Here is a 23,552-nt window from a genome sequence, read left to right on the forward strand (position 1 = left end):
GCATGCCGCAATGGCGGTAGTCGTAATTCTTAGATATTGCGTTTTAAAGAGGAGTTTGTTTAAATTAAAAAGGAAAGCGCTTTAATTTAAATAATTCAGTACATAGATGAATGGAGGCCACTTGAAATGAAACCGATATATGGATCTGCCAAAGAAGCAGTTGCCCAAATTCAAGACGGCGCGACAATTATGGTCGGCGGTTTTGGATTGGTAGGAATCCCCGAGCAATTGATTTTGGCGTTAGTAGATAAAGGGGTTAAAGACCTTACAGTAATCTCAAACAACTGTGGTATCGACGAATGGGGTTTAGGACTGTTATTGAAAAATAAACAAATTAAGAAAATGATCGGCTCTTATGTCGGCGAAAACAAAGAATTCGAACGCCAGGTGTTATCGGGTGAGATCGAAGTGGAATTGACTCCGCAAGGCACATTAGCTGAAAAAATGCGTGCAGGCGGAGCCGGAATCCCGGCATTCTTCACGCCAGCTGGCGTCGGCACGATGATTGCTGAAGGCAAAGAAATCCGCGAATTCGACGGCAAGGAATATGTCCTTGAGCACGCATTGAAAGCGGATTTCTCTTTGGTGCGCGCACATAAAGCCGACAAGATGGGGAACCTCGTCTACAACAAAACGGCACAGAATTTCAACCCGCTTGCTGCGGCTGCAGGGAAAATCACAATTGCGGAAGTGGAAGAAATTGTGGAGACGGGCGACATCGATCCGAACCACGTTCAGACGCCGAGCATTTACGTCCAAGGTTTGCTGAAAGCGAAACAGGAAAAACGAATCGAACGCCTGACAACTCGATAAGGATAGGAAAGGACGGGAAGACTGTGGATAAGAACTTAGTGAGAGAACGCATTGCCCGCCGCGCGGAGCAGGAAATCAAAGACGGAGACTATGTCAACCTGGGGATCGGCATGCCGACATTGGTCGCCAATTTCATTTCTGACAATAAAAGCGTAGTGCTGCAATCGGAAAACGGATTGCTTGGAATCGGGCCATACCCGACTGAAGACCAAGTAGATCCTGATTTGATCAATGCAGGGAAAGAAACTGTCACGGCAATTCCGGGCGCGGCTTATTTCACCAGCGCGGAATCGTTCGCGATGATCCGCGGCGGCCATATCGATGTCGCTATTTTAGGCGGCATGGAAGTGGCTGAGAACGGCGATTTGGCCAACTGGATGATTCCAGGGAAAATGATCAAAGGCATGGGCGGCGCGATGGACTTGGTGCACGGTGCGAAGAAAGTTATCGTTATCATGGATCATGTGGCGAAAGACGGTTCTTCCAAAATCAAGAAGCAATGCGAACTGCCGTTGACAGGCAAAGGCGTCGTCAACAAAATCATCACAGAACGCGCAGTGATGGAAGTAACGGAAAACGGCTTGGTGCTGATTGAAGTGTTCGAAGGCTTTACAGTCCAAGACATCATCGACTCTACCGATGCGACATTGAATACGGATAACGTGAAAGTATCGTAAGCTATTGCCAAAAAACAGTGGGTCCGCTAAAATTAACTTTAATAGCTTTTGACAGTGAAGAGGATCAGTAAATTGTTTTTTGTCGACAGAGAGCCGGCGGCAGGTGCAAGCCGGTGTCAAAAACGATTGAACTCACCTCAGAGTCTGTGCAGCCGAAACCAAGTAGGCCGCACCGTTTTCCGCGTTAAGGAGTCAAGTTGAGTGGGAAACCGCTAATTTGGGTGGCACCGCGGGGAAACTCCCGTCCCTTATTTCAAGGGACGGGAGTTTTTATTTTTGCTTCGGATGCCAAAGCTTGCAAGTGGAGCAGCGTTTGCTGATCCTGTTTTAAATCGAGGAGGAACTGGACATGACATTCAAGCACAAGGAAATCGAGAAAAAATGGCAGAAACATTGGGAACAAAACAAAACGTTCAAATTGGAAACGGATTTTTCTAAACCGAAATTTTACGCGTTGGATATGTTCCCTTACCCATCTGGTGCCGGTTTGCACGTGGGGCATCCCGAAGGCTATACGGCGACGGATATTTTAAGCCGCCAAAAACGCATGCAAGGCTTCGACGTTTTGCATCCAATGGGCTGGGACGCATTCGGTCTGCCTGCAGAGCAATATGCGTTGGATACGGGCAACGACCCGGCCGAATTTACGGCGAAAAACATCGCGACGTTCAAGCGCCAGATTCAGGAACTTGGCTTCTCGTATGACTGGGACCGCGAAGTGAATACGACAGACCCAAAATACTATAAATGGACGCAGTGGATTTTCATCCAGTTGTACAATAAAGGCTTGGCGTATGTCGACGAAGTGGCAGTGAATTGGTGCCCGGCACTCGGCACTGTGCTTGCGAACGAAGAAGTGATCGACGGCCTATCCGAGCGCGGCGGCCATCCGGTCGAGCGCCGGCCGATGCGCCAATGGGTGCTTCGCATTACAGAATACGCAGACCGTTTGCTAGAAGATTTGAACGACTTGGACTGGCCGGAAAGCTTGAAAGACATGCAGCGCAACTGGATCGGCAAATCCGAAGGCGCAGAGCTTGAATTCAAAGTGGAAGGCACGGAGCATTCATTCCGCGCGTTTACGACACGGCCGGATACGATTTTCGGAGCCACATACGCTGTATTGGCACCGGAACATAAATTGGTGGCGTCCATTACGGAAGCAAGCCAAAAAGAAGCAGTCGAAAAATACATCGACGACGTGAAAACGAAAAGCGACTTGGAGCGCACGGATTTGGCAAAATCGAAATCCGGCGTGTTCACTGGAGCTTACGCAGTCAACCCGGTCAGCGGCGAAAAAATGCCGATCTGGATCGCTGATTATGTCTTGGCCACTTACGGCACAGGTGCCATTATGGCGGTTCCAGCACACGACGAGCGCGATTACGAATTCGCCAAGCAATTTGACTTGCCGATCGTGGAAGTTGTTTCGGGCGGCGATATTTCGACGGAGGCATTTGCAGGCGACGGCGAGCTGGTTAATTCAGACTTTTTGAACGGCATGAACAAAAAAGACGCGATTGAAGCATCGATTGCTTGGCTTGTCGAGCACGGCGCAGGCGAGAAGAAGATCACCTACCGCTTACGCGATTGGCTGTTCAGCCGCCAGCGCTACTGGGGAGAACCGATTCCAATCATCCACTGGGAAGACGGCACGATGACGCCAGTCGATGAAAAAGACTTGCCATTGATGCTGCCGGTGACGACAGACATCAAACCGAGCGGCACGGGCGAATCGCCGCTTGCGAATATTACGGAATGGGTCAATGTCGTGCATCCGGAAACGGGCATGAAAGGCCGCCGCGAAACGAATACGATGCCGCAATGGGCAGGAAGCTGCTGGTATTATTTACGCTACATCGATCCGAACAACGAAGAAGCATTGGCGGATCCGGAATTATTGAAACACTGGCTGCCGGTTGATGTTTATATTGGCGGAGCGGAGCACGCGGTATTGCATTTATTGTACGCACGGTTCTGGCATAAAGTGCTTTACGACATCGGTGTGGTTTCAACAAAAGAGCCGTTCCAGAAATTGTTCAACCAGGGGATGATCCTCGGCGAAGGCAATGAGAAAATGTCGAAATCCAAAGGCAATGTCGTCAACCCTGACCAGATCATTGAAAGCCACGGCGCGGATACGCTGCGCTTGTACGAAATGTTCATGGGGCCGCTTGAAGCATCAATCGCCTGGTCGACGAACGGTTTGGACGGCGCGCGCCGCTTCCTGGACCGCGTATGGCGCTTGTTGATCGAAGAAGGCACATTGAGCCCGAGAGTTACGGACTCGAACGACGGCAAAATGGAGAAAGTCTATCACCAGACCGTCAAAAAAGTGACCGAGGATTTCGATGGCCTGCGCTTTAATACCGCCATTTCGCAAATGATGGTCTTTATCAATGAAGGCTATAAAGCCGATTCGATTCCGAAAGAATATGTCGAAGGCTTTGTGAAATTATTGTCCCCAATCGCTCCGCATGTAGCTGAAGAGCTATGGGAGAAATTGGGCCATGCTGAAACAATTACTTATGCTGCTTGGCCTGAATTCGACGAGTCGAAAATGATCGAAGACGAAGTCGAAGTTGTGGTTCAAGTGAACGGCAAAGTGCGTACGAAAATCGTTGTCGCAAAAGACAGCACTAAAGAAGAGTTGGAAGCCGCAGCATTAGCTGACGAAGCGATCCAGAAAGCTGCGGAAGGCAAACAAGTCCGCAAAGTGATCGCGATTCCAGGGAAATTGGTCAACGTCGTCATTTCATAGAAATAAGGAAAAGCCTGTCCGGCGGCGGACAGGCTTTTTTGTGCAGTTGTAAGTAAACGGCTGTTTGCCGCAAGTAAAGCAGGGGATAGCGCAAGTAAAAAGAGGATGCTGCAAGTGTTTTCGATTTACTGCAAGTAAACCGGCGGATTCTGCAAACAAACTCCGGATTCAGCAAACAAACCGCGGATACTGCAAATAAAACCCCATATTCCGCAAACAAATGCTTTATTCCGCAAACAAATCAAAAATCGGCATCTTTTAACCCACAGTTTCGGTCCTATTAGAAAAGCCGTCCGCAAAAGCGGACAGCCGAGTATAAAATTAAAGTGTTTTGGCAAACGCCGCAGCGCTTTGCCCGGCGACGTTGCCGGTCACCAAAGCGGATGTAATGTTATAGCCTCCGGTGTAGCCGTGGATATCAAGGATTTCCCCGCAGAAATAAAGGCCAGGCTTTTTGCGCGAAGCCATCGTTTTCGGCTCGATTTCCTTGATGGAAACGCCTCCTCCGGTGACAAACGCTTTTTCGATCGGTTGCGTACCATTTACTAACATCGAGAACGCAGTCAATTGCTGGGCCAATACGCGTACTTTGTCGCTCGCGAGTTCGGCACCGACCGCTTGCGGATCGATTCCGGCGCGCTCGAGCAGAAACAGCAGCCAACGTTCCTGGGTGGTGCTTTTCCAAACATTTTTGACGGCTTTTTTCGGCTCGTCTTTCATCATCTTCGACAGCAATTGGAACGCCGATTCGGCATTTTCACCCGGCAGCGTATTGATGCGCATTTCCACTGGCTCGCCGCTGTTCTTCTTCATTTCCTTGACGACGTACTGGCTGCAGCGCAGCACAGCAGGGCCGCTGAGGCCGAAATGGGTGAACAGCATATCCATTTGGTGGGTGACGAGAAGTTTTCCTTTTTTATTGAGCACGGAAACTGCGGCGTCGCGCAGCGCGAGACCCTGGAGTTCGCGGCTTGTGATAAAGGGTTCTTTCGAAAGAAGCGGCACTTCTGTCGGGTACAAGTCGGTGACCGTGTGGCCCGCTTTTTCGGCCCACGGATAGCCGTCGCCGGTTGAACCAGTTTGCGGCACGGCTTTTCCGCCAACTGCGACTACAATGGCTTTCGCGGTGTATTCTTCACCGGAATGCAGCCGCACGCCGGTAATTTTTTCGTCAGTCATCAATAATTTTTTGACGGGGGAATCGAGCATCACTTTAACATGGAGGCGGTCCATTTCTTTGAACATAGCCTCCGCGACGTCCTGCGCCCGGTCTGAAACAGGGAACATGCGGCCGTGGTCTTCTTCTTTTAGCGCTACGCCGAGCCCCTCGAAAAAAGAGATGATGTCTTCGTTATTGAACACGGAAAACGGGCTGTAAAGAAAACGGCCGTTACCGGGAATATGCTTCACAATTTCTTCCAATGGCAGGCGGTTGGTGACATTGCAGCGGCCGCCGCCGGAGATGATCAGTTTCTTGCCGAGCTTTTTGCCTTTTTCAATCAATAAAACCTGTTGGCCGTTAGAAGCCGCGGCGATCGAAGCCATCAATCCTGATGGTCCGCCGCCGATGATGATTACGTCATACATAATTTAAGAACTCGCTTTCGTTTTTATTAGTGTCCAGACTCCAGCGCCTAGCTCCTCGGTCATCAGCCAGTCCAGCTGTGCGGCAAAGAACGCCACTTCGCTGTTCTGTCAAAACCTTATTGCTCCTGTCCCTGTCTCTGCAACGCTGCGCTAGCTTCGAGACAAAAGTGCTTTGCAGCACTTCGTTCTTTGTCGCAAAGATATGGTCCAAATGAAATTCGGACCATATCTTGCCTGCCGGAGCTGAACAGGTGCTTCCGCTTTTCTCAAGTATACACGATGCGTCAAAACTCGTTGAGTAATTTAGTTTATAGGTGTAAACTAGCGTGTAGATTGTTTTTTTATCATCTCAAGTCAGGAAGTGCAAAATGTCAACATTAATCAAAGGAACCGCCATTTTAACCTTAGGTTTATTCTTATCAAAAGTCCTTGGCATCATTTACGTTATCCCGTTTTACAGCATGGTCGGGGAAGAGAATATCGGCCTCTATCAATATGCTTACATACCTTATAATTTGATGCTGTCGCTGGCGATTTCCGGAGCGCCGATCGCGTTTTCCAAATTCGTCGCAAAATACAATTCGCTCGGTGATTATGAAACCGGCCGCAGGCTATTGAAATCCGGCTTGCTGACGATGATGATCACCGGTTTTGTGTCATTCCTTGCGCTTTACCTTTTTGCTGGCCCGCTGGCAGAACTCACGATAGATGAAAATGAAAAAATCCATTCGGTCCAAGACATTAAAGAAGTGATCCAGTGGGTGAGTTTTGCGTTGATCGTCGTACCGTTCATGAGCTTGTTCCGCGGATTCTTCCAAGGCTATAACTTCATGATGCCGACAGCTGTGTCCCAGCTGATTGAACAAATCGTGCGCATCGTCTTCCTATTGGCGGGTGCTTACCTCGTATTGAATGTGTTTGGCGGTACAGAGGAAAACGCTGTGCAGTTTGCAGTATTGTCGGCGTTCATCGGTGCGCTTGGCGGAGTTCTTGTGTTGTTTTATTACTGGAAAAAGCGCAAGCCGGAATACGATGAACTTCGCAAAAGTTCGGTAGAATCGTATGACGTCAGTTTGCGTGACATGTACAAAGAAATTGCAATTTATGCAGTGCCTGTCGTATTTCTCGGAATTGCCAATCCGCTGTTTCAGTTTATCGACATGCTGACATTCAATAATGCAATGGCGTCTACTGACAATGCTGCCAATTCAAGCATTTACTTGAGCATGCTGAACTTTACAGCCCATAAACTGGTGATGATTCCGGTAATGCTGGCGACAGGATTCTCAATGGCCCTGATTCCGTTGATCACAAAATACTTCACGACAAATCAACACCAATCCGTCAACAGGACTTTGGATCAGGCATTCCAGATTTTATTGTTCCTGACATTGCCGGCAGTGGTCGGCATGACACTGTTATCGGCTGAACTTTATCACATCTTCTATGAAATAAGCGATGCGGGTGCTGAAATTCTTGCCCATTACTTACCGGTTGCCCTTTTGTTCGCATTGTTCCCGGTAACGGCATCGATCTTACAAGGAATCAACCAACAAAAATGGATTATCTTGAATTTATTGACCGGCTTGCTGCTGAAATTGGCTTTGAACATTCCGCTGATCAAGCTTTTTGAAACAGACGGTGCGATTGCTGCGACGATTATCGGCTATGTTGTCGCAATCGGCATGAACCTCATTGTCATCAAAGTGACGCTGAAATACAAATCTGATATGGTGCTGCGCCGCCTGTTCCTCATCACACTGATGAGCGCAGCGATGGCAGTGGCTGTATACGGCACGCTTGCTGTACTTGATCTTTTCCTTGGCATGGACACGAAATTGCATTCGGTTGCCCGCATCTTGATTGTCGGTGCAGTCGGCGGAGCGGTTTACGGCTTCCTTGGTTTGAAGACAGGGATTGCGCAGAAACTGCTAGGCGAACGCTTGACGAAATATACGAAGAAATTCGGTTTTTAGGAGGCCCACATGCGAATAGATAAATTTTTATCGAATATGGGCTTTGGCTCACGCAAAGAAGTGAAGATATTATTGAAGTCGAAAGCGGTGGAAGTGAACGGCGAAACCGTCAGAGATCCGAAGGTCCACGTCGATGAAACAAAAGACGAAGTTTCTGTCGGGGGCGAAAAGGTGGAATACGCAGAATTCATCTACCTGGTGATGAATAAACCCCCGGGCGTCATTTCGGCGACCGAGGACAAATACGATGAGACGGTCATCGACTTGCTGGAGCCTGACGAACAGCAATATGAACCGTTTCCGGTCGGCCGGCTCGACAAGGATACCGAGGGATTGCTGCTGCTGACAAATGACGGTAAGTTGGCGCATGAATTGTTGTCGCCGAAAAAACACGTTGACAAACGTTATTTTGCGAAAATTGATGGGCTGGTGACGGATGAGGACGGCGAAGCATTCAAGCGCGGCGTCATGCTGGATGACGGATATGTAACGAAACCTGCACAGCTCGAAATCCTCCTTAGTGCTGCACAATCGGAAATCGAATTGACGATCACTGAAGGGAAGTTTCACCAGGTCAAGCGCATGTTTCAAAGCGTCGGCAAGGAAGTTGTCTACTTGAAGCGGCTGTCAATGGGATCACTAGAACTTGATCCTTCGCTGAAGCTTGGCGAATACCGGCACCTAAGGGAAGAAGAGCTCGACTCTTTGAAAACAAGAAAATGACCGCATAAGCTGCGGTCATTTTCTTTGTTTTCAAGATTTTTCTAGGATGTCATTTTGACTTTTTTTTGCGTCGTAGTCCATTTGCCTCGAATTGGGCTTTCCACCAAGTCGTTAAAGGCTAACACATTCAAATCTCTTTGAATGGTGCGAGGAGTGATGCCGAATTCATCGACAAGATCTTGCGTAGTTACAGTTCCGTTATCACGGATGTACTTATACATATCTTTGATGCGAATTAGCATGCGATCAGTTGTTGGTTTCAAAGAGAGATCACTCCTTCATCTTTTTTCCAATTGGCAAAGACAAGCGGACGAAGCGCCGGGCGAACCCCGGCTAATTTGAAATTAATGCCAACGACATCCCCTTTTCTTAAAAATTGTGCCAGATGTATTTGTCTGACAATTTAATTATAGCCAATAAACAACTAGATATCTACGATTTTCTCTTTTTCTTAACACAACTTATACAATCGTTACAAAGCATTTTCTGACAAATTAGCCCGAAGTTCTTTTATTTATTCGTAAAAGGTGTACAATAGCTTTAATTAAACGGACAAACAGAAAGCGTCAACCGAGTTTGATACAGGAGTGTGGTTTATGGATTGGCAACTAGAGGCGGAAAAGCGCAAAGACAGCATCATCAAGGATTTGCAGGAATTGATCGCGATACCGAGTGTGTTAAGCGAAGAGGCTGCTCCAGATGCGCCGTTCGGCAAAGACGTCAAAAAAGCGCTCCAATGGTTTTTGGATAAAGGCGCCGCGCTGGGATACACAGTGAAGAATGTCGCGGACGTGGCTGGCCATATTGAAACTGGCAGCGGGGAAGAGCTTCTTGGAATTCTCGGCCACGTCGATGTCGTGCCTGCAGGGGCCGGCTGGACAAAAGATCCATTCGGCGGCATTGTGGATAACGGCAAGCTTTACGGGCGCGGAGCGATTGACGACAAAGGGCCGACAATTGCCGCCTGGGCAGCATTGAATTTGGTGAAAGACGCCGGCTTCGAATTTACAAAGCGAGTGCGACTCATCATCGGGACAGACGAAGAAAGCGGCTTCCGCTGCGTCGATCGTTATTTCGAAACGGAGGAAATGCCGGCGATCGGCTTTGCACCGGATGCTGATTTTCCAATTATCAATGCGGAAAAAGGGATCGCCTCACTCGTGCTGGCCATGGCTTCTTGGCAGTCGCGGGATGCGCTGAAAAGTTTCGTGTCCGGCAACCGGACCAATATGGTGCCGGATTTGGCGGAAGCAGTCGTTGCAGGTACACTTACAGAGTGGCAGCCGGATTTTGAAAAGTTTCTGGCACAGCATGGTGTGGCAGGTGTTGCGGAAGCCCTTGGTGCTCAAGTGAAATTAACGGTGAACGGCAAATCCGCCCATGCCATGGAGCCGGAAGATGGCGTCAATGCCGGAATCTTGCTGGCGCTGTTTTTGAAAGAGCGGCTTGCAGGAGACGGCGGCCGGTTTACAGCTTTTCTGACGGACCATTTTTACAACGATTCACGCGGGCGCAAGCTTGGCCTCGATTTCAAAGACGACGTGTCTGGCGACACGACGCTGAACGCGGGCGTCATACGTTATGAATACGGCAAGAAAGCAATAATTGAAGTGAGCATGCGCTATTCGATTTCCTACCCCTTCGCTGAAAAAATCAAAGTCGATATACCGGAAGGCTTTGCGCTCAGCGTGGCTTCGAACTCGCCTCCACACCACGTGGACGCCGCAGACCCCTTTATCAAAACGCTGCAGTCGGCATATGAAAAGCAGACCGGCGACAAGGCAGAATTGCTGGCCATTGGCGGCGGAACTTACGCGCGTGTCCTTGATAAAGGGGTGGCATTCGGGATGCTGTTTCCCGGAGAGAAAGACGTCGCCCACCAGGCGGATGAATTTGTGGATATCGAAAATTTACTGAAAGCCGTTGCAATTTACGCGGAAGCGATTTATCAATTGGCTTGCAAACAACAATGAAAGAGGGATGCTGTATGAACTGGATTTTGCATAATGAAGATTTTATTCGAGAAGAAGAATTGAACATTTCAAAAGAAGACCGTGGCTATCAATTCGGAGACGGCATTTATGAAGTCGTCCGCGTATACGAAGGCAATTTGTATACAGCGGAAGAGCATATTGACCGTTTTTACGAAAGCGCGGAAAAAATCAAAATCATCATCCCTTACACAAAAGACGTTTTCCACAAAATGCTCCATGATTTGGTTGAAATGAACGAAATCAATAACGGCCAGGTTTATGTCCAAATCACCCGCGGGCATGCCATTCGCCAGCATCATTTCCCGGAGTCGACTTCGCCGGTAGTTGTAGCGTATACAAAAACGGTCGAGCGCCCGCTTGAATTGATGCGCAACGGTGCGAAAGGTGCGTTTATCGAGGATGTCCGCTGGCTGCGCTGCGACATCAAGAGCTTGAACTTGCTGGGGAATGTCATGGCGAAACAGGAAGCGCATGAAAAAGGCGGTTTTGAAGCCATTCTTCATCGTGGGGAAGTCGTCACGGAAGGTTCTTCTTCGAATATGTACGGCGTGAAAGACGGAATCATTTATACGCATCCAGCAACAAACTTAATCTTGAATGGCATTACAAGAAGAGTGATCTTACAGCTCAGCCAAGACCTTGGCATCAAAGTGCAAGAAATGGCGTTCACAAAAACGCAGGCATTGGCTATGGATGAGTTCTTCATGTCTTCGACAACAGCTGAAATCATGCCAATCGTCGAAATCGACGGTGAGCCGATCGGACAAGGAATTCCTGGAGAGTTGACGAAAAAGCTTCAGCAATCATTCGAAGCAAACTTGAAACTAGCAGTTAAAATGTAATGTGGTCGGCGAAAGCCGATCACTATTTTTTTGTGGACGCGCAAGTGGTAAACTTGTAAAAGGTGATGATTATGCAAACACATTATTTTATCGGGATCAATGTTCCGGAAGCGGCTGCAAAAAAGTTGGCAGAGGCGCGCGGGCAATGGGTGCTGCAGAGCCATAAAAAGTATACGCGGCCGCAGGATATGCATGTTACGCTGTTGTTTATCGGCAGTGCGGAAGTAACTCAGCTGCAAGCAGCGGCTCAAGCGCTAGAGGAGATCTCGCAAGCGCCTTTTGATTTGGCGATAACCGGCGTCAAGACGTTCGGTAACCCGCAGACGCCGCGCATCATCTACGCCGCTATTGAGGACAGTGCACCGCTGATGGCGCTGCAGGAAAAGGTCAGAGAAATCACGCAAAAATTCGATTTGTCATCGGATCAAAAGCCATTCGTACCGCATATCACGTTGGCTGCCAAATGGGCGGGCGGAAAAGAGATGGAAGAGGCGTCGGTGTTCGAACTGCCGCCCATTTCATTTCGCGTCGAGGAATTTTCATTGTTCCGCATCGAACCGCAAAACATGCGCAAATATGTGCCGCAAGCAACTTACCGATTGCAGGAAGGCGTCTGACGCCAAAAGAGAGGTCCCATGAAAACAATCATTATCGTCAATCCGACAGCCGGCAACGGCAATGCAGCAAAAAAATGGAATAAATTCAAACAAACCGCAGCGTTTCCGCATGAATTGCTCTTTACGCAATATGCGGGACATGCGCAAGAAGCGATTGCGCGGCTCCGTGAAAGGGATGAACCGATGCTGCTCATCGGCTTCGGCGGCGATGGCACGATGCGTGAAATCATAGCCGGCGCAGCGGGTACACCGAACTTGATCGTGGGTTCTGTCGCTGCCGGGTCCGGCAACGATTTCAGCCGGGGGTTTTATTCATTCAGAAACGCCGAGTCGGTTGCAGAGTTTTTGAAGGAGCCTTCAAGCCGCGTGCAAGACCTTGGGGAATTCAGGGATTCGGAATCGTTCCGGTTCGCGAGCAGTTCAGGCATCGGCTTTGACGCTGAAATATCCACAATGGTCAATCGTTCGCTGGCCAAAAAGGTGCTCAATAAAGTAGGAGCGGGAAAACTGGTTTACTTGCTTTATGTCATCCGCACATTGTTCCGCTTTGAGAAATTCGATTTGTCAGTGGAGATAGATGGCAAAGAACAGCGTTTTACAGACGTTTGGCTGGCGACTGTCAGCAACCAGCCTTATTTCGGAGGCGGCATGAAAATTTCACCCAACTCCGAAACCGGAGACGGGGTGCTGGAATTGACCATTGTCAGCGGGATATCACGCTTGAAACTGCTGCTGGTGTTTGGTACGGTTTTTACTGGAACCCATACGAGGTTCAAAGAAGTGATTCAGCTCAGCGCAAGCCGATTCCGTTTGAAAACAGATCGGCAAGTATATCGCCACATCGACGGCGATTATGCCGGCAAAAGCCCTGAAAATGAGCCAATCCACTACGGCGTCAGCAAGTACCGATGGAATGCGATAAATAATGGAAAGAAAGAGGATGTATTATGAGAACACGTTTTAAACCTTGGGCTTCAGATCTGATGGAAGCCCATCCAGAAATCCTGATTCCGAATCCGGATCAGCAAAAAGGCAAATGGCAGGAAGTATTCGGCAATAACAATCCGCTTCATATCGAAGCAGGGACTGGGAAAGGCCGTTTCATCATCGGCATGGCCAAGCAGAATCCCTCGATCAATTACATCGGCATCGAGTTGTTCGACAGCGTCATCGTCAGTGCACTTGAGACGATATTGGAAGAAGAAGGCGGCATTCCGAATTTAAGATTGCTGCGCGTCAACGCGAAAGACATGACCGAGTTTTTTGAAAAAGGCGAAGTGGACCGGCTGTATTTGAACTTCTCGGATCCGTGGCCGAAAAAACGCCACGCCAAACGCCGTTTGACCCATGATACTTTTTTGGCGCTGTATGAAGCGGTGCTGCCGCAAAACGGCGAAATCCATTTCAAAACAGACAACCGCGGCCTATTCGAATATTCGCTGACCAGCGTTTCGGAATACGGCATGCTGCTGAAATATGTGTCATTGGATTTGCACGCCGGAGAACCGGAATGGAACATCATGACAGAATACGAAGAAAAATTCTCGAAAAAAGGGCAGCCGATTTACAGGCTCGAAGCACAATACCAAACGAGTTAAGCATAAGGGGGATTCAAAGTGGATAAATTTCAATTTCACGACATGGCATTGACATGGCTGGATGGGGGAACGACTTGGCTGGACGGAGGCACAATGTTTGGAGTAGTGCCGAAAGTTATCTGGTCAAAGCGGTATCCGGCCAACGAACAAAACCAGATTGAATTGCCGACGCATCCGATCTTGGTGCAATACAGCGGCCAAAACATCATCATCGACAGCGGACTAGGGGACGGTAAATTGAACGATCGCCAAAAACGCAACCTTGGGGTGTCCTCGGAATCACGCATCGAAGAAAATTTGGCGGAACTTGGTTTGTCTCCAGCGGACATCGATTTGGTCTTAATGACACATCTGCACGGCGACCACGCAGCCGGTTTGACGAAACCGCAAAGCGAAGGCTACGTTTCCGTTTTCCCGAATGCAAAAATTTATGTTTCTGCGGTCGAGTGGGAAGAAATGCAGCACCCGAATATTCGCTCGCGCAACACGTACTGGAAAGAAAATTGGGAGCCGATTGCGGGCCAAGTGGAGACGTTCGGTGAACAGGCCACTCCAGTGGATGGCATTACGATGATCCACACAGGCGGCCATTCGAATGGCCATAGCGTCATTAAATTGGAAAGCGGTGGCGAAACAATCTTGCACATGGGCGATATCATGCCTACGCATTCCCACCAAAATCCGCTTTGGGTGCTCGCTTTTGACGATTACCCGATGGATTCCATCTACGCGAAAGAAAAGCTGATGAAAGAAGCCTTAGCAAATGGCTATTATTTCACGTTCTACCACGATGCGTATTACCGTATTCTCAAATGGAGCGAAGACGGCAAGGAAATTATCGAGTCCGTGCAATACAAGGAAAAGCAATTCTAAGAATTGCTCGGATAAATACATGACAAAAAGAAAGAATGCCGCAGGGACTTGCGCGGCATTCTTTCTTTTTTTATTAAACTTTATTCACTTCGACGATGGCACCCGAATAGGCATCTGCCATGAATTCGAATTGCTCTAATTCGTCGTTGCGGTGGCGGGTGATGCCGCCTTTATAAACTTCTGTTTCAATTGCGTGCTGTTTATATGGTTCTGTTTTCATGTAAATCCACGAACCGTCGATCGGACCTTCTTCTTTAAAAGCTTCTTTGACACTTTTCAGGACATCATCTGCGGGATAAAGCTTTTCCTTGCGGTCATACACTTCTTTGACAATATAAGTCGCTGCCACACCTGTTGCAAATCCGATTAATAAATCACGATTTTTCACTAAAATCCCTCCTAAGCTTTCTGGACAAATTGTACCATAAATGAAGTACAGGGAAAAATATAAGCTTTGTATGTGTAATTTAAGATTTTTTGTTAGGAATACGCCGCAAAACAGCCTAGTATCTAAAATATAGCAGACCCAGTAAGCTTTTATTTCTCAAAAAGCCTATCCAGCTTAGGCGCGTCAACGGGCTAGGCGGAGTAATGAGGCGGGTGTTCTCCCCGGCTTATTACGGAAGCCAGGCCCAAAGCGTCCGAAGCGATGTTTATATAAAAACGTGATATCTATCTTTCGTATGTCGAAATATAAAACTGGAAATATTCAGTTAAAAGCTCTACACTATAGGGAAGCAATGCATTTTAGGGGGAGTTATACATATGAACAGTGAGACGAGAGAATTATTCAAGACATTGACCGAGTTGCCAGGAGCACCCGGCAATGAGCATGCAGTTCGCAAGTTCATGCGCCAAGAGCTTGAAAAGTATTCAGATAGATTGATTCAGGATAATTTGGGCAGCGTCTTCGGCGTAAAAGAAGGCGACTCAAATGGTCCACGCATTATGGTAGCCGGACATATGGATGAGGTCGGCTTTATGGTATCCCAAATTACAGAAAACGGCATGCTCCGCTTTCAGCCGCTCGGCGGTTGGTGGAATCAGGTCATGCTTGCCATGCGCATTGAAATTATCGTTGGCGATAAAGTGATTCCTGGTGTTGTTGGATCGATTCCACCGCATCTTTTGAGCGACGAGCTGCGCAGCAAACCGATGGACATCAAGAATATGCTGATTGATATCGGTGCCGATGACAAAGCGGACGCAATAGCAATGGGCATTCGCCCAGGCCAGCAGGTCGTGCCGTTCAGCCCATTCACGGAAATGGCGAACAGTAAGAAAATCATGGCGAAAGCTTGGGATAACCGATACGGCTGCGGTCTCGCGATTGAGTTGTTGAAAGAATTAAAAGACGAGAAATTGCCGAACCTATTGTTCTCCGGCGCGACCGTAATGGAAGAAGTGGGTCTTCGCGGAGCGCAGACGGCCGCAAATTTAATTCAGCCAGATTTGTTTTTTGCGCTTGACGCAAGTCCAGCAAATGATGCAACCGGTGATAAAAATGAGTTCGGACAATTGGGCAAAGGGACGCTCCTGCGTATTTTCGATAAGAGCATGGTGACGCACCGCGGCATGCGCGAGTTCATCCTGGACACAGCGGAGTCGAATAATATCCCTTACCAGTACTTCATCTCCCAAGGGGGAACGGACGCTGGCAAAGTCCATACAGCAAATGAAGGCATCCCGAGTTCCGTAATTGGCATCTGCTCACGCTATATCCATACGTCAGCGTCAATCATCCACACTGATGATTACGCGGCAGCGAAAGAATTGCTGACGAAACTCGTCAGAACTGCTGATAAAACGACTTTGGAGACAATTAAACAAAACAGCTAAAAGAGGGCCTTCGGGCTCTTTTTTTTGAAAGGGATGAGGAAATGAAAAAAATACAAGCAGGCATTGCCTCGAAAAATCCAGCCAAAATCAACGCGGTTGCTAGCACAATGGAAGGCCTTGGCTATGAGTTCGATCTGGCTTCAGCGGAAGCAGATTCCGGCGTATCCGACCAGCCAAGGTCACTCGCGGAAACTCGTCTCGGTGCCATAAACCGCGCCAAAACCTTATCAGCAGAAGCCGTTGACATTGCCATCGGCTTAGAGGGCGGAATCTATGAACTTGAAGGCGAGATGTATTTATGCAATTGGGGTGCGCTCGCAACTAATGATGGCAAAATTTATACAGCCGCTGGCGCCCAACTTCCACTGCCAAAAGAAATTGCGGAAAAACTGCGAACGGGCGGCGAGCTCGGGCCGGTTATGGATGCATATGTTAATGAAAGCGGCGTAAGGCATCATAAAGGTGCGGTTGGCGTGTTGACTGCGGGTGTTGTCAACCGGGATGAAATGTTTAGCCATATCGTCATGCTGTTGCTCGGGCAATACGCCCGCGGCATCGATTAAGTTGCATGTGCCAGGAAACATCTTTAAAATAAGAACAAGCAAAGTTAGGGAGGAATAGGCGTGCCTCGTAAAGGATTATTGGTTTTATTTACAGCAGCAGCTATTGGGTTAGCGGGCTGTTCAGCAACACCGGAAGAAAAGATTGCCGGCGCCTTTGAAAATGCACATAAGGCATTTTCTGCAGAACCGAGAGAGGCAAACGAATCTTCTGACGGTACAGCGTTTTATCTGCCTGGAGGCTATACGTTGGAAGAGCCATCCGATGAGCGCAGTATCAACATCACCAAAGGCAGCGAATCGTTTATGCTGACCGCCAACCCGAACGAGGCGGGCGACAGCACAGTATTCTATGACCTTTTAAAATCCGATCCGCAGCAGGAATGGGCGGCTGATGAAACTTTCGAGGAAAATGGAAGATTCGGTTTTGCCGCTGTACGAAAAATCGCGGACGACCGATTTGAAGTGGTGGCCAGCGCAGGCGGCGCTAAATTGGCGGCCGTATCGGAAGCGGGCAAAATCGAGGAAAATATGGACTGGATGATGCAGACTGTACGTTCCATCGACAACGAAAAGGGGGATTGACTGAATGAGAACGTTAACTTCTATTGAGCAATTCAATGAACTGGCGGAAAGCGAGCCGGTCGTCTTTATGTTTACAGCCGACTGGTGCCCCGATTGCCGTGTTATTGATCCGATACTGCCTGAAATCGAAGAAGCACACACGGAATTCACTTTCGTATCAGTGGACCGGGATGAATTTATTGATTTGTGCATTGAAAAGAACATCTATGGGATCCCAAGTTTCCTTGCTTATACGAATGGCACCGAAGCTGGCCGTTTTGTCAGCAAAGACCGCAAAACCAAACAGGAAATCGAAAATTTCCTGGCCACTCTCGCTAGATGAGAAAAATAAAAAAGGGACGGTTCGCCATACTGTGGCTGAGCCGTTTATTTTTGAGGAGGAAGCGACATGAAGAAATCATCCGAATTGGTAGAGATATTGAAACAGCGCATGACGAATCCCGAATTGATCTGGCATTTTGACCGTGAAAAAGACATGTTGGACATCCGGCACAAAACCTTAGGAAATGGCATGACGCTTTCCTTGCCGCAGGCGTTAAACCGCTATGAAGCAAAAGGGGAGGCGGCATTGGATGAAATCGTCTACACCATTCTGGAAACTTTCGGTGCGATGGAAAAAGAGTCGAAAGGCGAACTGAAATCATCGGAGCATATCTATCCGGTCATCCGCTCTACGTCATTTCCGCTGGAATCGAAAGAAGGCCATCGCTTTATCACATCGGACCATACAGCTGAAACACGGGTTTTTTACGCGTTGGATGCTGGCACTACCTATCGCTTAATTGACGAAAATATGTTAAATTCATTAAGTCTGAGTGAAGAGCAGGTCAAAGAAATTGCGCGGTTCCAAGTGAAGAAACTGAAAACCGCTGTAAAAGAAGACCGCGTCGCAGGCAATGTATTTTACTTTTTGAACGAAAATGATGGGTACGATGCTTCCCGTCTGCTGAATGAAAACTTCCTAAAAGACATGAAAACGAAAATTACAGGCGATATGACAGTATCTGTGCCCCATCAGGATGTGCTGATCATCGGGGATATCCGCAACGAGACCGGATACGATGTATTGGCTCAGATGGCGATGCACTTTTTCACAAACGGCAAAGTGCCGATTACGTCATTGTCGTTCATTTATGAAAATGACGAACTTGAGCCGATTTTCATCATGGCCAAGAATAAACCGACCGAGGAGCAGGATAAGAAATGAATGCATTTTACAATAAACACGGAATAGGCGACGTCCTATTGGTCCAATTGCAAACGGAAACGCCAGAGAAAATCCACGCTGAACAATTCGGAGACGTTACGCTGATCAAGGACGGTGAAGGAAAAATTGCCGGTTTCAACCTTTTTAATGCATCGACATATGTTGAAATGCCTGAAGGCGAAAAAGTGGAACTCTCAGAAGCATTAGTTACAGCGCTTCAGAATGCTTTGGCTAAAAATGGCGTAGATTATATTCTTGAAGTCGATCTGTCTCCAAAATTTGTCGTAGGCTTTGTAGAAGTGAAAGAAAAGCATCCGAACGCAGACAAGCTGAATATTTGCCGTGTCAATGTCGGCAGCGAAGAATTGCAGATTGTGTGCGGCGCTGCGAACGTTGAGCAGGGACAGAAAGTGGTTGTGGCAAAAGTAGGCGCAATCATGCCTTCAGGTATGCTGATCAAAGATGCAGAACTCCGCGGAGTGCCGTCGAGCGGAATGATCTGCTCGGCAAAAGAACTGGCTTTGCCGGATGCTCCTGAAGAAAAAGGGATAATGGTCTTGCCAGAAGATGCAGAAATCGGATCTCCATTCGAAGTAAAGGCGTGACGCGTTATGAGCTGGGTTAAAAATGTATGGAATCGTTTATTCACTGAAGCCGAGGAAGAGGAAGCTGCGGAAAATGCCCCTAAACAAGAAGAGCCCGTAACTGAGCGGCCGAAAAAAGCGCCGTTCCGCTTTCCAGTTATTTCAGATAACGAAAAAGGCCGTTTCAAAGAAACAGAACCTGCAACAGAGCAACCGGCTCCCAAACGCCGCCCGTCAAGCCCTGCTTTGAACAAAGCTCGCGGCTACGGTCCGCCGGCACCACAAGTAGGCGAATCATACCAAAGCCCTCCGGTGCGCGAGCCACGGGAAAGGCGGGAACCACGGGAAACTCGTGCTTACGTCAAGCCGGCTCCTAGAGCCCCGCGCCCTGTAGAAACGAAAAGTTTGCCAAGGCTGAGCCAAAACAGCCAGCCGAAGCCGAAAGGGCAGGAAATTCCGGCAGCGAAGCGGCCAGTAACCCGTGCATACGAGCCGCAAAATAAAAGCACACGGCCGTTTGAACCGAGCCGGGTGCCGTCTCCAATCCATGGATATAACGAGTCGCGTCCCGAGCCGGTCATGAATTTGCTCGAGAAAAAAGAACAGCAGCGCAATGAACAGCCGAATTTGAGCTCTTTAGCTTCAGCTAAAGAAGCGCTGAAACTGCAAGGGTTCCATAACCAATTGCCTTTTACCGAGAAAGAGAAACTGGTTGAAGAAAAACTGCCGGCGCCGGAAGAAGCAGTGGCGTCAGCACCGCAACAGGCGGAATTGGCAGTACAACAACCGCTTGAAGAACAACAGCCAGCGCCGGTTCATCAAAAGGTATCTGTCCTGTTGTTTGATGACGAACCGGAGCATATGGAAGAGCCGGCAGAGATTAAAGAACCTGAACCGATCGAGGAGCCTGCAGAGATAGAAGAACCAGTGCATATCGAAGAGCAGGCAGAAATCAAAGAGCTGGAACAAATCGAAGAACTACTAGAGATTGCTGAGCCTGAAGTTTTAGAGCAAGAGGTACATAATGGCGCAATGGTAGAGGCGGCTAATGCCGAGGAAATCCGCGCACCTGAGAAAAAGCGTGAAAAGATAGTGCCATTTAATGTGCTGATGCTGAAATCCGATAAAGAACGATTGAAAAAACCTTTGCAGCAGGCTAAGCCTGGTGTTAAGGGCCCGCCTGCTGCACTCCTGCAAGCGGAACAGCAGACAAAAAAAACCGGCCAAAAGACGGTCGTACAGACCCAAAAGATGTCTGAAGTCGCGCCGATGCAGCAAGCTCCAAAAGAAATTCCAGAGAAAAAGCCAGAACAGCCACTCGCTTATGAGCATCCAAGAAGCGATTATTTACGCGCGCCAGAAAACGATTTGATAGATGAAGCGTGGATGGAAGAGCAAGGAGAACGCCTTATCGAAGCATTGTCCCACTTCCAGATCCAGGCATCGATTCTCAGCATCGTGCAAGGACCGGCCGTGACCCAGTTTGAAGTGACCGTTGCCCAAGGCGTGAAAGTCAGCAAAATCCGCAATCTGGCAGACGACCTGAAGCTTGCCCTGGCGGCAAAGGACATCCGGATCCAAGCGCCGATACCAGGAAAAAGCTCAATTGGCATCGAGATTCCGAACCGCAAGTCCCGCCCGGTGCGAATTTCAGAAGTGATCGAGAGCAGGGTGTTCCAGGAATCGGACTCGCCGCTTGAAGCCGCTCTCGGCCTCGATTTAACTGGGAAGCCGGTTACGCTGGATTTGCGTAAAATGCCGCACGGCTTGATTGCCGGAGCGACCGGTTCCGGTAAGAGTGTGTGCATCAATTCGATATTGGTCAGCCTTCTTTATAAATCATCGCCGCGCGATCTGAAAATGCTGCTCATCGACCCGAAAATGGTTGAACTTGCGCCGTATAACCATATTCCGCATCTTGTCAGCCCGGTCATTACAGATGTCAAAGCGGCCACAGCTTCCCTGAAATGGGCAGTCGAGGAAATGGAACGCCGTTATCAATTATTCGCCCATTCAGGTGTCAGGGATTTAAGCCGCTATAATAAATTGGTGAAAGAAAAAGGGGACTATGCACAGCATCTACCTTATATCCTTATCGTCATTGACGAGCTGGCTGATTTGATGATGATGTCGCCGTCCGATGTAGAAGACGCCATTTGCCGCATTGCGCAAAAAGCCCGGGCATGCGGAATCCATTTGGTCATTGCGACGCAACGCCCATCGGTAGACGTTATCACAGGCTTGATCAAATCGAATATCCCGACGCGTATTGCATTTTCAGTATCCTCCCAAGTGGATAGCCGCACAATTCTTGATTCGCAAGGGGCGGAGCGTTTGCTCGGAAGAGGGGATATGCTTTACCTTGGAAACGGCATGTCCGCGCCTGTTCGGATACAAGGGACATTTGTTACGGATAATGAAATCGAAGACGTGATTGCGCATGTCCGTTCGCAAGGCGAACCGGAATATTTCTTCAACGAAGAAGAACTCATCAAACGGAGCGGAGCGATGGACGTGCAAGATGATTTGTTTGAGGAAGCTTGCCGGTTCATCATGGCACAAGGAAGCGCCTCGACATCGTTGCTCCAGCGCAAATTCCATATAGGCTATAACCGCGCTGCGAGATTGATGGATCTGATTGAACAGCACGGCTTTATTTCAGAACAGAATGGCAGCAAAGCGAGAGCGGTTTTGATTACGGAAGACGATATAGAGAACGTCTTTCAGTAAGATATGCATAAAATTTTAATGATGACAGGAAATATCGGGTATATCGGTAAGGTTTGAATAATGATATAATCGAGTGATTATGTTTTGTTGACTAGCTATGAATTTCGCTCAGCGATTTCTATAGACTCTTTTCAACTTCCACAGGAGGTTCATTTATGACAGTTTTACATTTTACCGGCATCAAAGGATCCGGCATGAGTCCACTCGCGCAAATAATGCACGATATGGGCAATACAGTACAAGGTTCTGATATCGAACAGTATTTCTTTACAGAAGACCGTCTTCGCGAAAGAGGCATCACAATTCTGCCTTTTGAAGCTGACAATATATCGGCAGACATGACAATTATCGCTGGTAACGCGTTCAACGACAGCCACCCGGAACTTGTCAAAGCGCGCGAACTTGGAGCGACGATAATCCGTTACCACGAGTTTCTTGGAGACTTGATGAAACAATATGTATCGGTTGCCATTACAGGTGCTCATGGCAAGACTTCGACGACCGGCTTGATGGCACATGTGCTTGACGGCTTTAAGCCAGTTTCTTATCTAATCGGCGACGGCACGGGATTCGGCAAGGAGAATTCACATTTCTTCGTTGCGGAAGCGTGTGAATACCGACGCCATTTCCTTGCTTATCATCCGGATTACGCAATCATGACCAATATCGATTTCGATCATCCTGATTATTTCGCGGGGATCGATGATGTCTTTAATGCGTTTGAAGAGATGGCGCAGCAAGTCAAGAAATGCATCATTGCCTGCGGCGATGATGAATTTCTTCAGCGTATTCAGGCACCGGTTCCGGTGGTCTACTACGGTTTCGGCGAAGAAAACGATTTCCAGGCCCGCAATGTCGTTAAAACGACCGAAGGTACATCGTTCGATGTCATGATCCGCAATGAATTCTTCCATACGTTCATGATTCCAATGTTCGGCGACCACGCCATCATGAACGCGTTGGCAGTTATTTCACTTGGCCATTATGAAAACATTCCTGCTGACATTATGCAGCAGCAATTTTCAGATTTTGAAGGCGTCAAACGCCGTTTCACGCAAACAGAACTCCAAGGGCGCATTTTGATTGATGATTATGCACATCACCCGACAGAAATCCGCGCGACGCTGCAATCCGCACGCCAGAAATTTCCTGAGCGTGAAATTGTGGCGATTTTCCAGCCGCATACATTTACGCGTACGCAGACGTTCCTTCAAGAATTCGCGGACAGCTTGAGCGGCGCTGACCAGGTTTATCTTTGCGATATATTTGGCTCGGCACGAGAAGAAGTCGGCGTCCTGACTATCCACGATCTTGAAGAGAAGATTGAAGACAGCCGCATCTTGAAATCTGATGATGTTACTCAATTGCTTCAGCATGAAAATGCGGTTTATTTGTTCATGGGCGCAGGAGATGTTACGAAATTCCAGAGTGCTTTCGAAAACCTCATTAAAACCGAAGAGACGGTTTAAGAGCAACTTAACTTGAAGGCCGCAGGCGCAACCGGAAAACCGGAGGCGCCTGCGGCCTTTTTTGTGAGATGCAATCATAAATCAACTTTTGAATAGACAAACAATAGATTTTAAGCA

General features: G+C 48.3%; 22 protein-coding genes and 1 other annotated feature. Of the genes, 19 read left to right on the top strand and 3 right to left on the bottom strand.

The genetic code is table 11. The features are described 5' to 3' along the window. Positions 1-126: 126 nt before the first annotated feature. The 3 genes from AC4EHJ_RS00205 (at position 127) to leuS (ending at position 4,251) form a co-directional block, all read left to right on the top strand. Positions 127-813: a CoA transferase subunit A gene (locus AC4EHJ_RS00205; RefSeq protein ID WP_490973598.1), complete on the top strand. Its 687-nt coding sequence runs from the start codon at positions 127-129 to the stop codon at positions 811-813. Positions 814-836: 23 nt separating this feature from the next. Next, positions 837-1,490, top strand: coding sequence for a 3-oxoacid CoA-transferase subunit B (locus AC4EHJ_RS00210; RefSeq protein ID WP_490973599.1), 654 nt, complete (start codon positions 837-839; stop codon positions 1,488-1,490). A gap of 45 nt (positions 1,491-1,535) precedes the next feature. Then, positions 1,536-1,742: a binding site (T-box leader), on the top strand. A 97-nt stretch (positions 1,743-1,839) separates the two neighbouring features. Then, on the top strand, positions 1,840-4,251 hold the full coding sequence (gene leuS / locus AC4EHJ_RS00215; RefSeq protein WP_490973600.1) for a leucine--tRNA ligase: 2,412 nt from the start codon (positions 1,840-1,842) through the stop codon (positions 4,249-4,251). A gap of 321 nt (positions 4,252-4,572) precedes the next feature. Here the strand turns inward: leuS and AC4EHJ_RS00220 are convergent, their stop codons facing one another. Continuing rightward, positions 4,573-5,838 carry a BaiN/RdsA family NAD(P)/FAD-dependent oxidoreductase gene (locus tag AC4EHJ_RS00220; protein ID WP_490973601.1) on the bottom strand — a complete coding sequence of 422 codons (1,266 nt, stop codon included), beginning with the start codon at positions 5,836-5,838 and terminating at the stop codon, positions 4,573-4,575. A 368-nt stretch (positions 5,839-6,206) separates the two neighbouring features. On the opposite strand from AC4EHJ_RS00220, the gene AC4EHJ_RS00225 reads away from it, so the two are divergent. Continuing rightward, the gene (locus AC4EHJ_RS00225) at positions 6,207-7,814 is read left to right on the top strand and encodes a putative polysaccharide biosynthesis protein (RefSeq protein WP_490973602.1); all 1,608 of its coding nucleotides are present in this window, start codon (positions 6,207-6,209) and stop codon (positions 7,812-7,814) included. 9 nt (positions 7,815-7,823) lie between these two features. Next, positions 7,824-8,537 carry a pseudouridine synthase gene (locus AC4EHJ_RS00230; protein WP_490973603.1) on the top strand — a complete coding sequence of 238 codons (714 nt, stop codon included), beginning with the start codon at positions 7,824-7,826 and terminating at the stop codon, positions 8,535-8,537. 41 nt (positions 8,538-8,578) lie between these two features. Here the strand turns inward: AC4EHJ_RS00230 and AC4EHJ_RS00235 are convergent, their stop codons facing one another. After that, entirely contained in the window at positions 8,579-8,800 is a 222-nt protein-coding gene (locus tag AC4EHJ_RS00235) for a DeoR family transcriptional regulator (RefSeq protein ID WP_135500369.1), read from the bottom strand. 333 nt (positions 8,801-9,133) lie between these two features. Here AC4EHJ_RS00235 and pepV point away from each other — a divergent pair, with 333 nt between their 5' ends. The 6 genes from pepV (at position 9,134) to AC4EHJ_RS00265 (ending at position 14,461) form a co-directional block, all read left to right on the top strand. Continuing rightward, positions 9,134-10,510, top strand: coding sequence for a dipeptidase PepV (gene pepV, locus AC4EHJ_RS00240; protein ID WP_490973604.1), 1,377 nt, complete (start codon positions 9,134-9,136; stop codon positions 10,508-10,510). 14 nt (positions 10,511-10,524) lie between these two features. Further along, positions 10,525-11,373, top strand: a complete 849-nt coding sequence (gene dat, locus AC4EHJ_RS00245; protein WP_490973605.1) for a D-amino-acid transaminase — start codon at positions 10,525-10,527, stop codon at positions 11,371-11,373. A gap of 71 nt (positions 11,374-11,444) precedes the next feature. After that, the gene (gene thpR, locus AC4EHJ_RS00250; RefSeq protein ID WP_490973606.1) at positions 11,445-11,990 is read left to right on the top strand and encodes an RNA 2',3'-cyclic phosphodiesterase; all 546 of its coding nucleotides are present in this window, start codon (positions 11,445-11,447) and stop codon (positions 11,988-11,990) included. A gap of 18 nt (positions 11,991-12,008) precedes the next feature. Continuing rightward, a complete protein-coding gene (locus AC4EHJ_RS00255) occupies positions 12,009-12,941 on the top strand; it encodes a diacylglycerol/lipid kinase family protein (protein WP_490973607.1) in 933 nt (310 codons plus the stop codon). Beyond that, positions 12,938-13,588, top strand: a complete 651-nt coding sequence (gene trmB / locus AC4EHJ_RS00260; RefSeq protein ID WP_490973608.1) for a tRNA (guanosine(46)-N7)-methyltransferase TrmB — start codon at positions 12,938-12,940, stop codon at positions 13,586-13,588. The genes AC4EHJ_RS00255 and trmB overlap by 4 nt, the downstream gene beginning before the upstream one ends. A gap of 18 nt (positions 13,589-13,606) precedes the next feature. Next, positions 13,607-14,461 (top strand): YtnP family quorum-quenching lactonase, encoded by an 855-nt coding sequence (locus AC4EHJ_RS00265; RefSeq protein WP_490973609.1) that lies wholly within the window; start codon positions 13,607-13,609, stop codon positions 14,459-14,461. A gap of 73 nt (positions 14,462-14,534) precedes the next feature. Here AC4EHJ_RS00265 and AC4EHJ_RS00270 read toward each other — a convergent pair whose 3' ends face one another. Next, positions 14,535-14,849, bottom strand: a complete 315-nt coding sequence (locus AC4EHJ_RS00270; RefSeq protein ID WP_490973610.1) for a hypothetical protein — start codon at positions 14,847-14,849, stop codon at positions 14,535-14,537. Positions 14,850-15,226: 377 nt separating this feature from the next. On the opposite strand from AC4EHJ_RS00270, the gene AC4EHJ_RS00275 reads away from it, so the two are divergent. From AC4EHJ_RS00275 to murC, 8 genes are all read left to right on the top strand, one after another. Next, positions 15,227-16,300: a M42 family metallopeptidase gene (locus AC4EHJ_RS00275; RefSeq protein WP_490973611.1), complete on the top strand. Its 1,074-nt coding sequence runs from the start codon at positions 15,227-15,229 to the stop codon at positions 16,298-16,300. Positions 16,301-16,341: 41 nt separating this feature from the next. After that, positions 16,342-16,863 carry a DUF84 family protein gene (locus AC4EHJ_RS00280; protein ID WP_490973612.1) on the top strand — a complete coding sequence of 174 codons (522 nt, stop codon included), beginning with the start codon at positions 16,342-16,344 and terminating at the stop codon, positions 16,861-16,863. Positions 16,864-16,923: 60 nt separating this feature from the next. Next, positions 16,924-17,445 carry a hypothetical protein gene (locus tag AC4EHJ_RS00285; RefSeq protein WP_490973613.1) on the top strand — a complete coding sequence of 174 codons (522 nt, stop codon included), beginning with the start codon at positions 16,924-16,926 and terminating at the stop codon, positions 17,443-17,445. Between the two features lie 4 nt (positions 17,446-17,449). Then, positions 17,450-17,767, top strand: a complete 318-nt coding sequence (locus AC4EHJ_RS00290; protein WP_490973614.1) for a thioredoxin family protein — start codon at positions 17,450-17,452, stop codon at positions 17,765-17,767. A gap of 66 nt (positions 17,768-17,833) precedes the next feature. Continuing rightward, a complete protein-coding gene (locus AC4EHJ_RS00295) occupies positions 17,834-18,652 on the top strand; it encodes a DUF1444 family protein (protein WP_490973615.1) in 819 nt (272 codons plus the stop codon). Then, positions 18,649-19,257 (top strand): YtpR family tRNA-binding protein, encoded by a 609-nt coding sequence (gene ytpR / locus AC4EHJ_RS00300; RefSeq protein ID WP_490973616.1) that lies wholly within the window; start codon positions 18,649-18,651, stop codon positions 19,255-19,257. The genes AC4EHJ_RS00295 and ytpR overlap by 4 nt, the downstream gene beginning before the upstream one ends. A gap of 6 nt (positions 19,258-19,263) precedes the next feature. Continuing rightward, a complete protein-coding gene (locus AC4EHJ_RS00305) occupies positions 19,264-21,966 on the top strand; it encodes a DNA translocase FtsK (protein ID WP_490973617.1) in 2,703 nt (900 codons plus the stop codon). A 155-nt stretch (positions 21,967-22,121) separates the two neighbouring features. Then, positions 22,122-23,435 carry a UDP-N-acetylmuramate--L-alanine ligase gene (gene murC / locus AC4EHJ_RS00310; protein ID WP_490973618.1) on the top strand — a complete coding sequence of 438 codons (1,314 nt, stop codon included), beginning with the start codon at positions 22,122-22,124 and terminating at the stop codon, positions 23,433-23,435. The last annotated feature ends 117 nt before the right edge of the window (positions 23,436-23,552 follow it).

This window comes from Planococcus sp. TJ-301 (assembly GCF_058268475.1).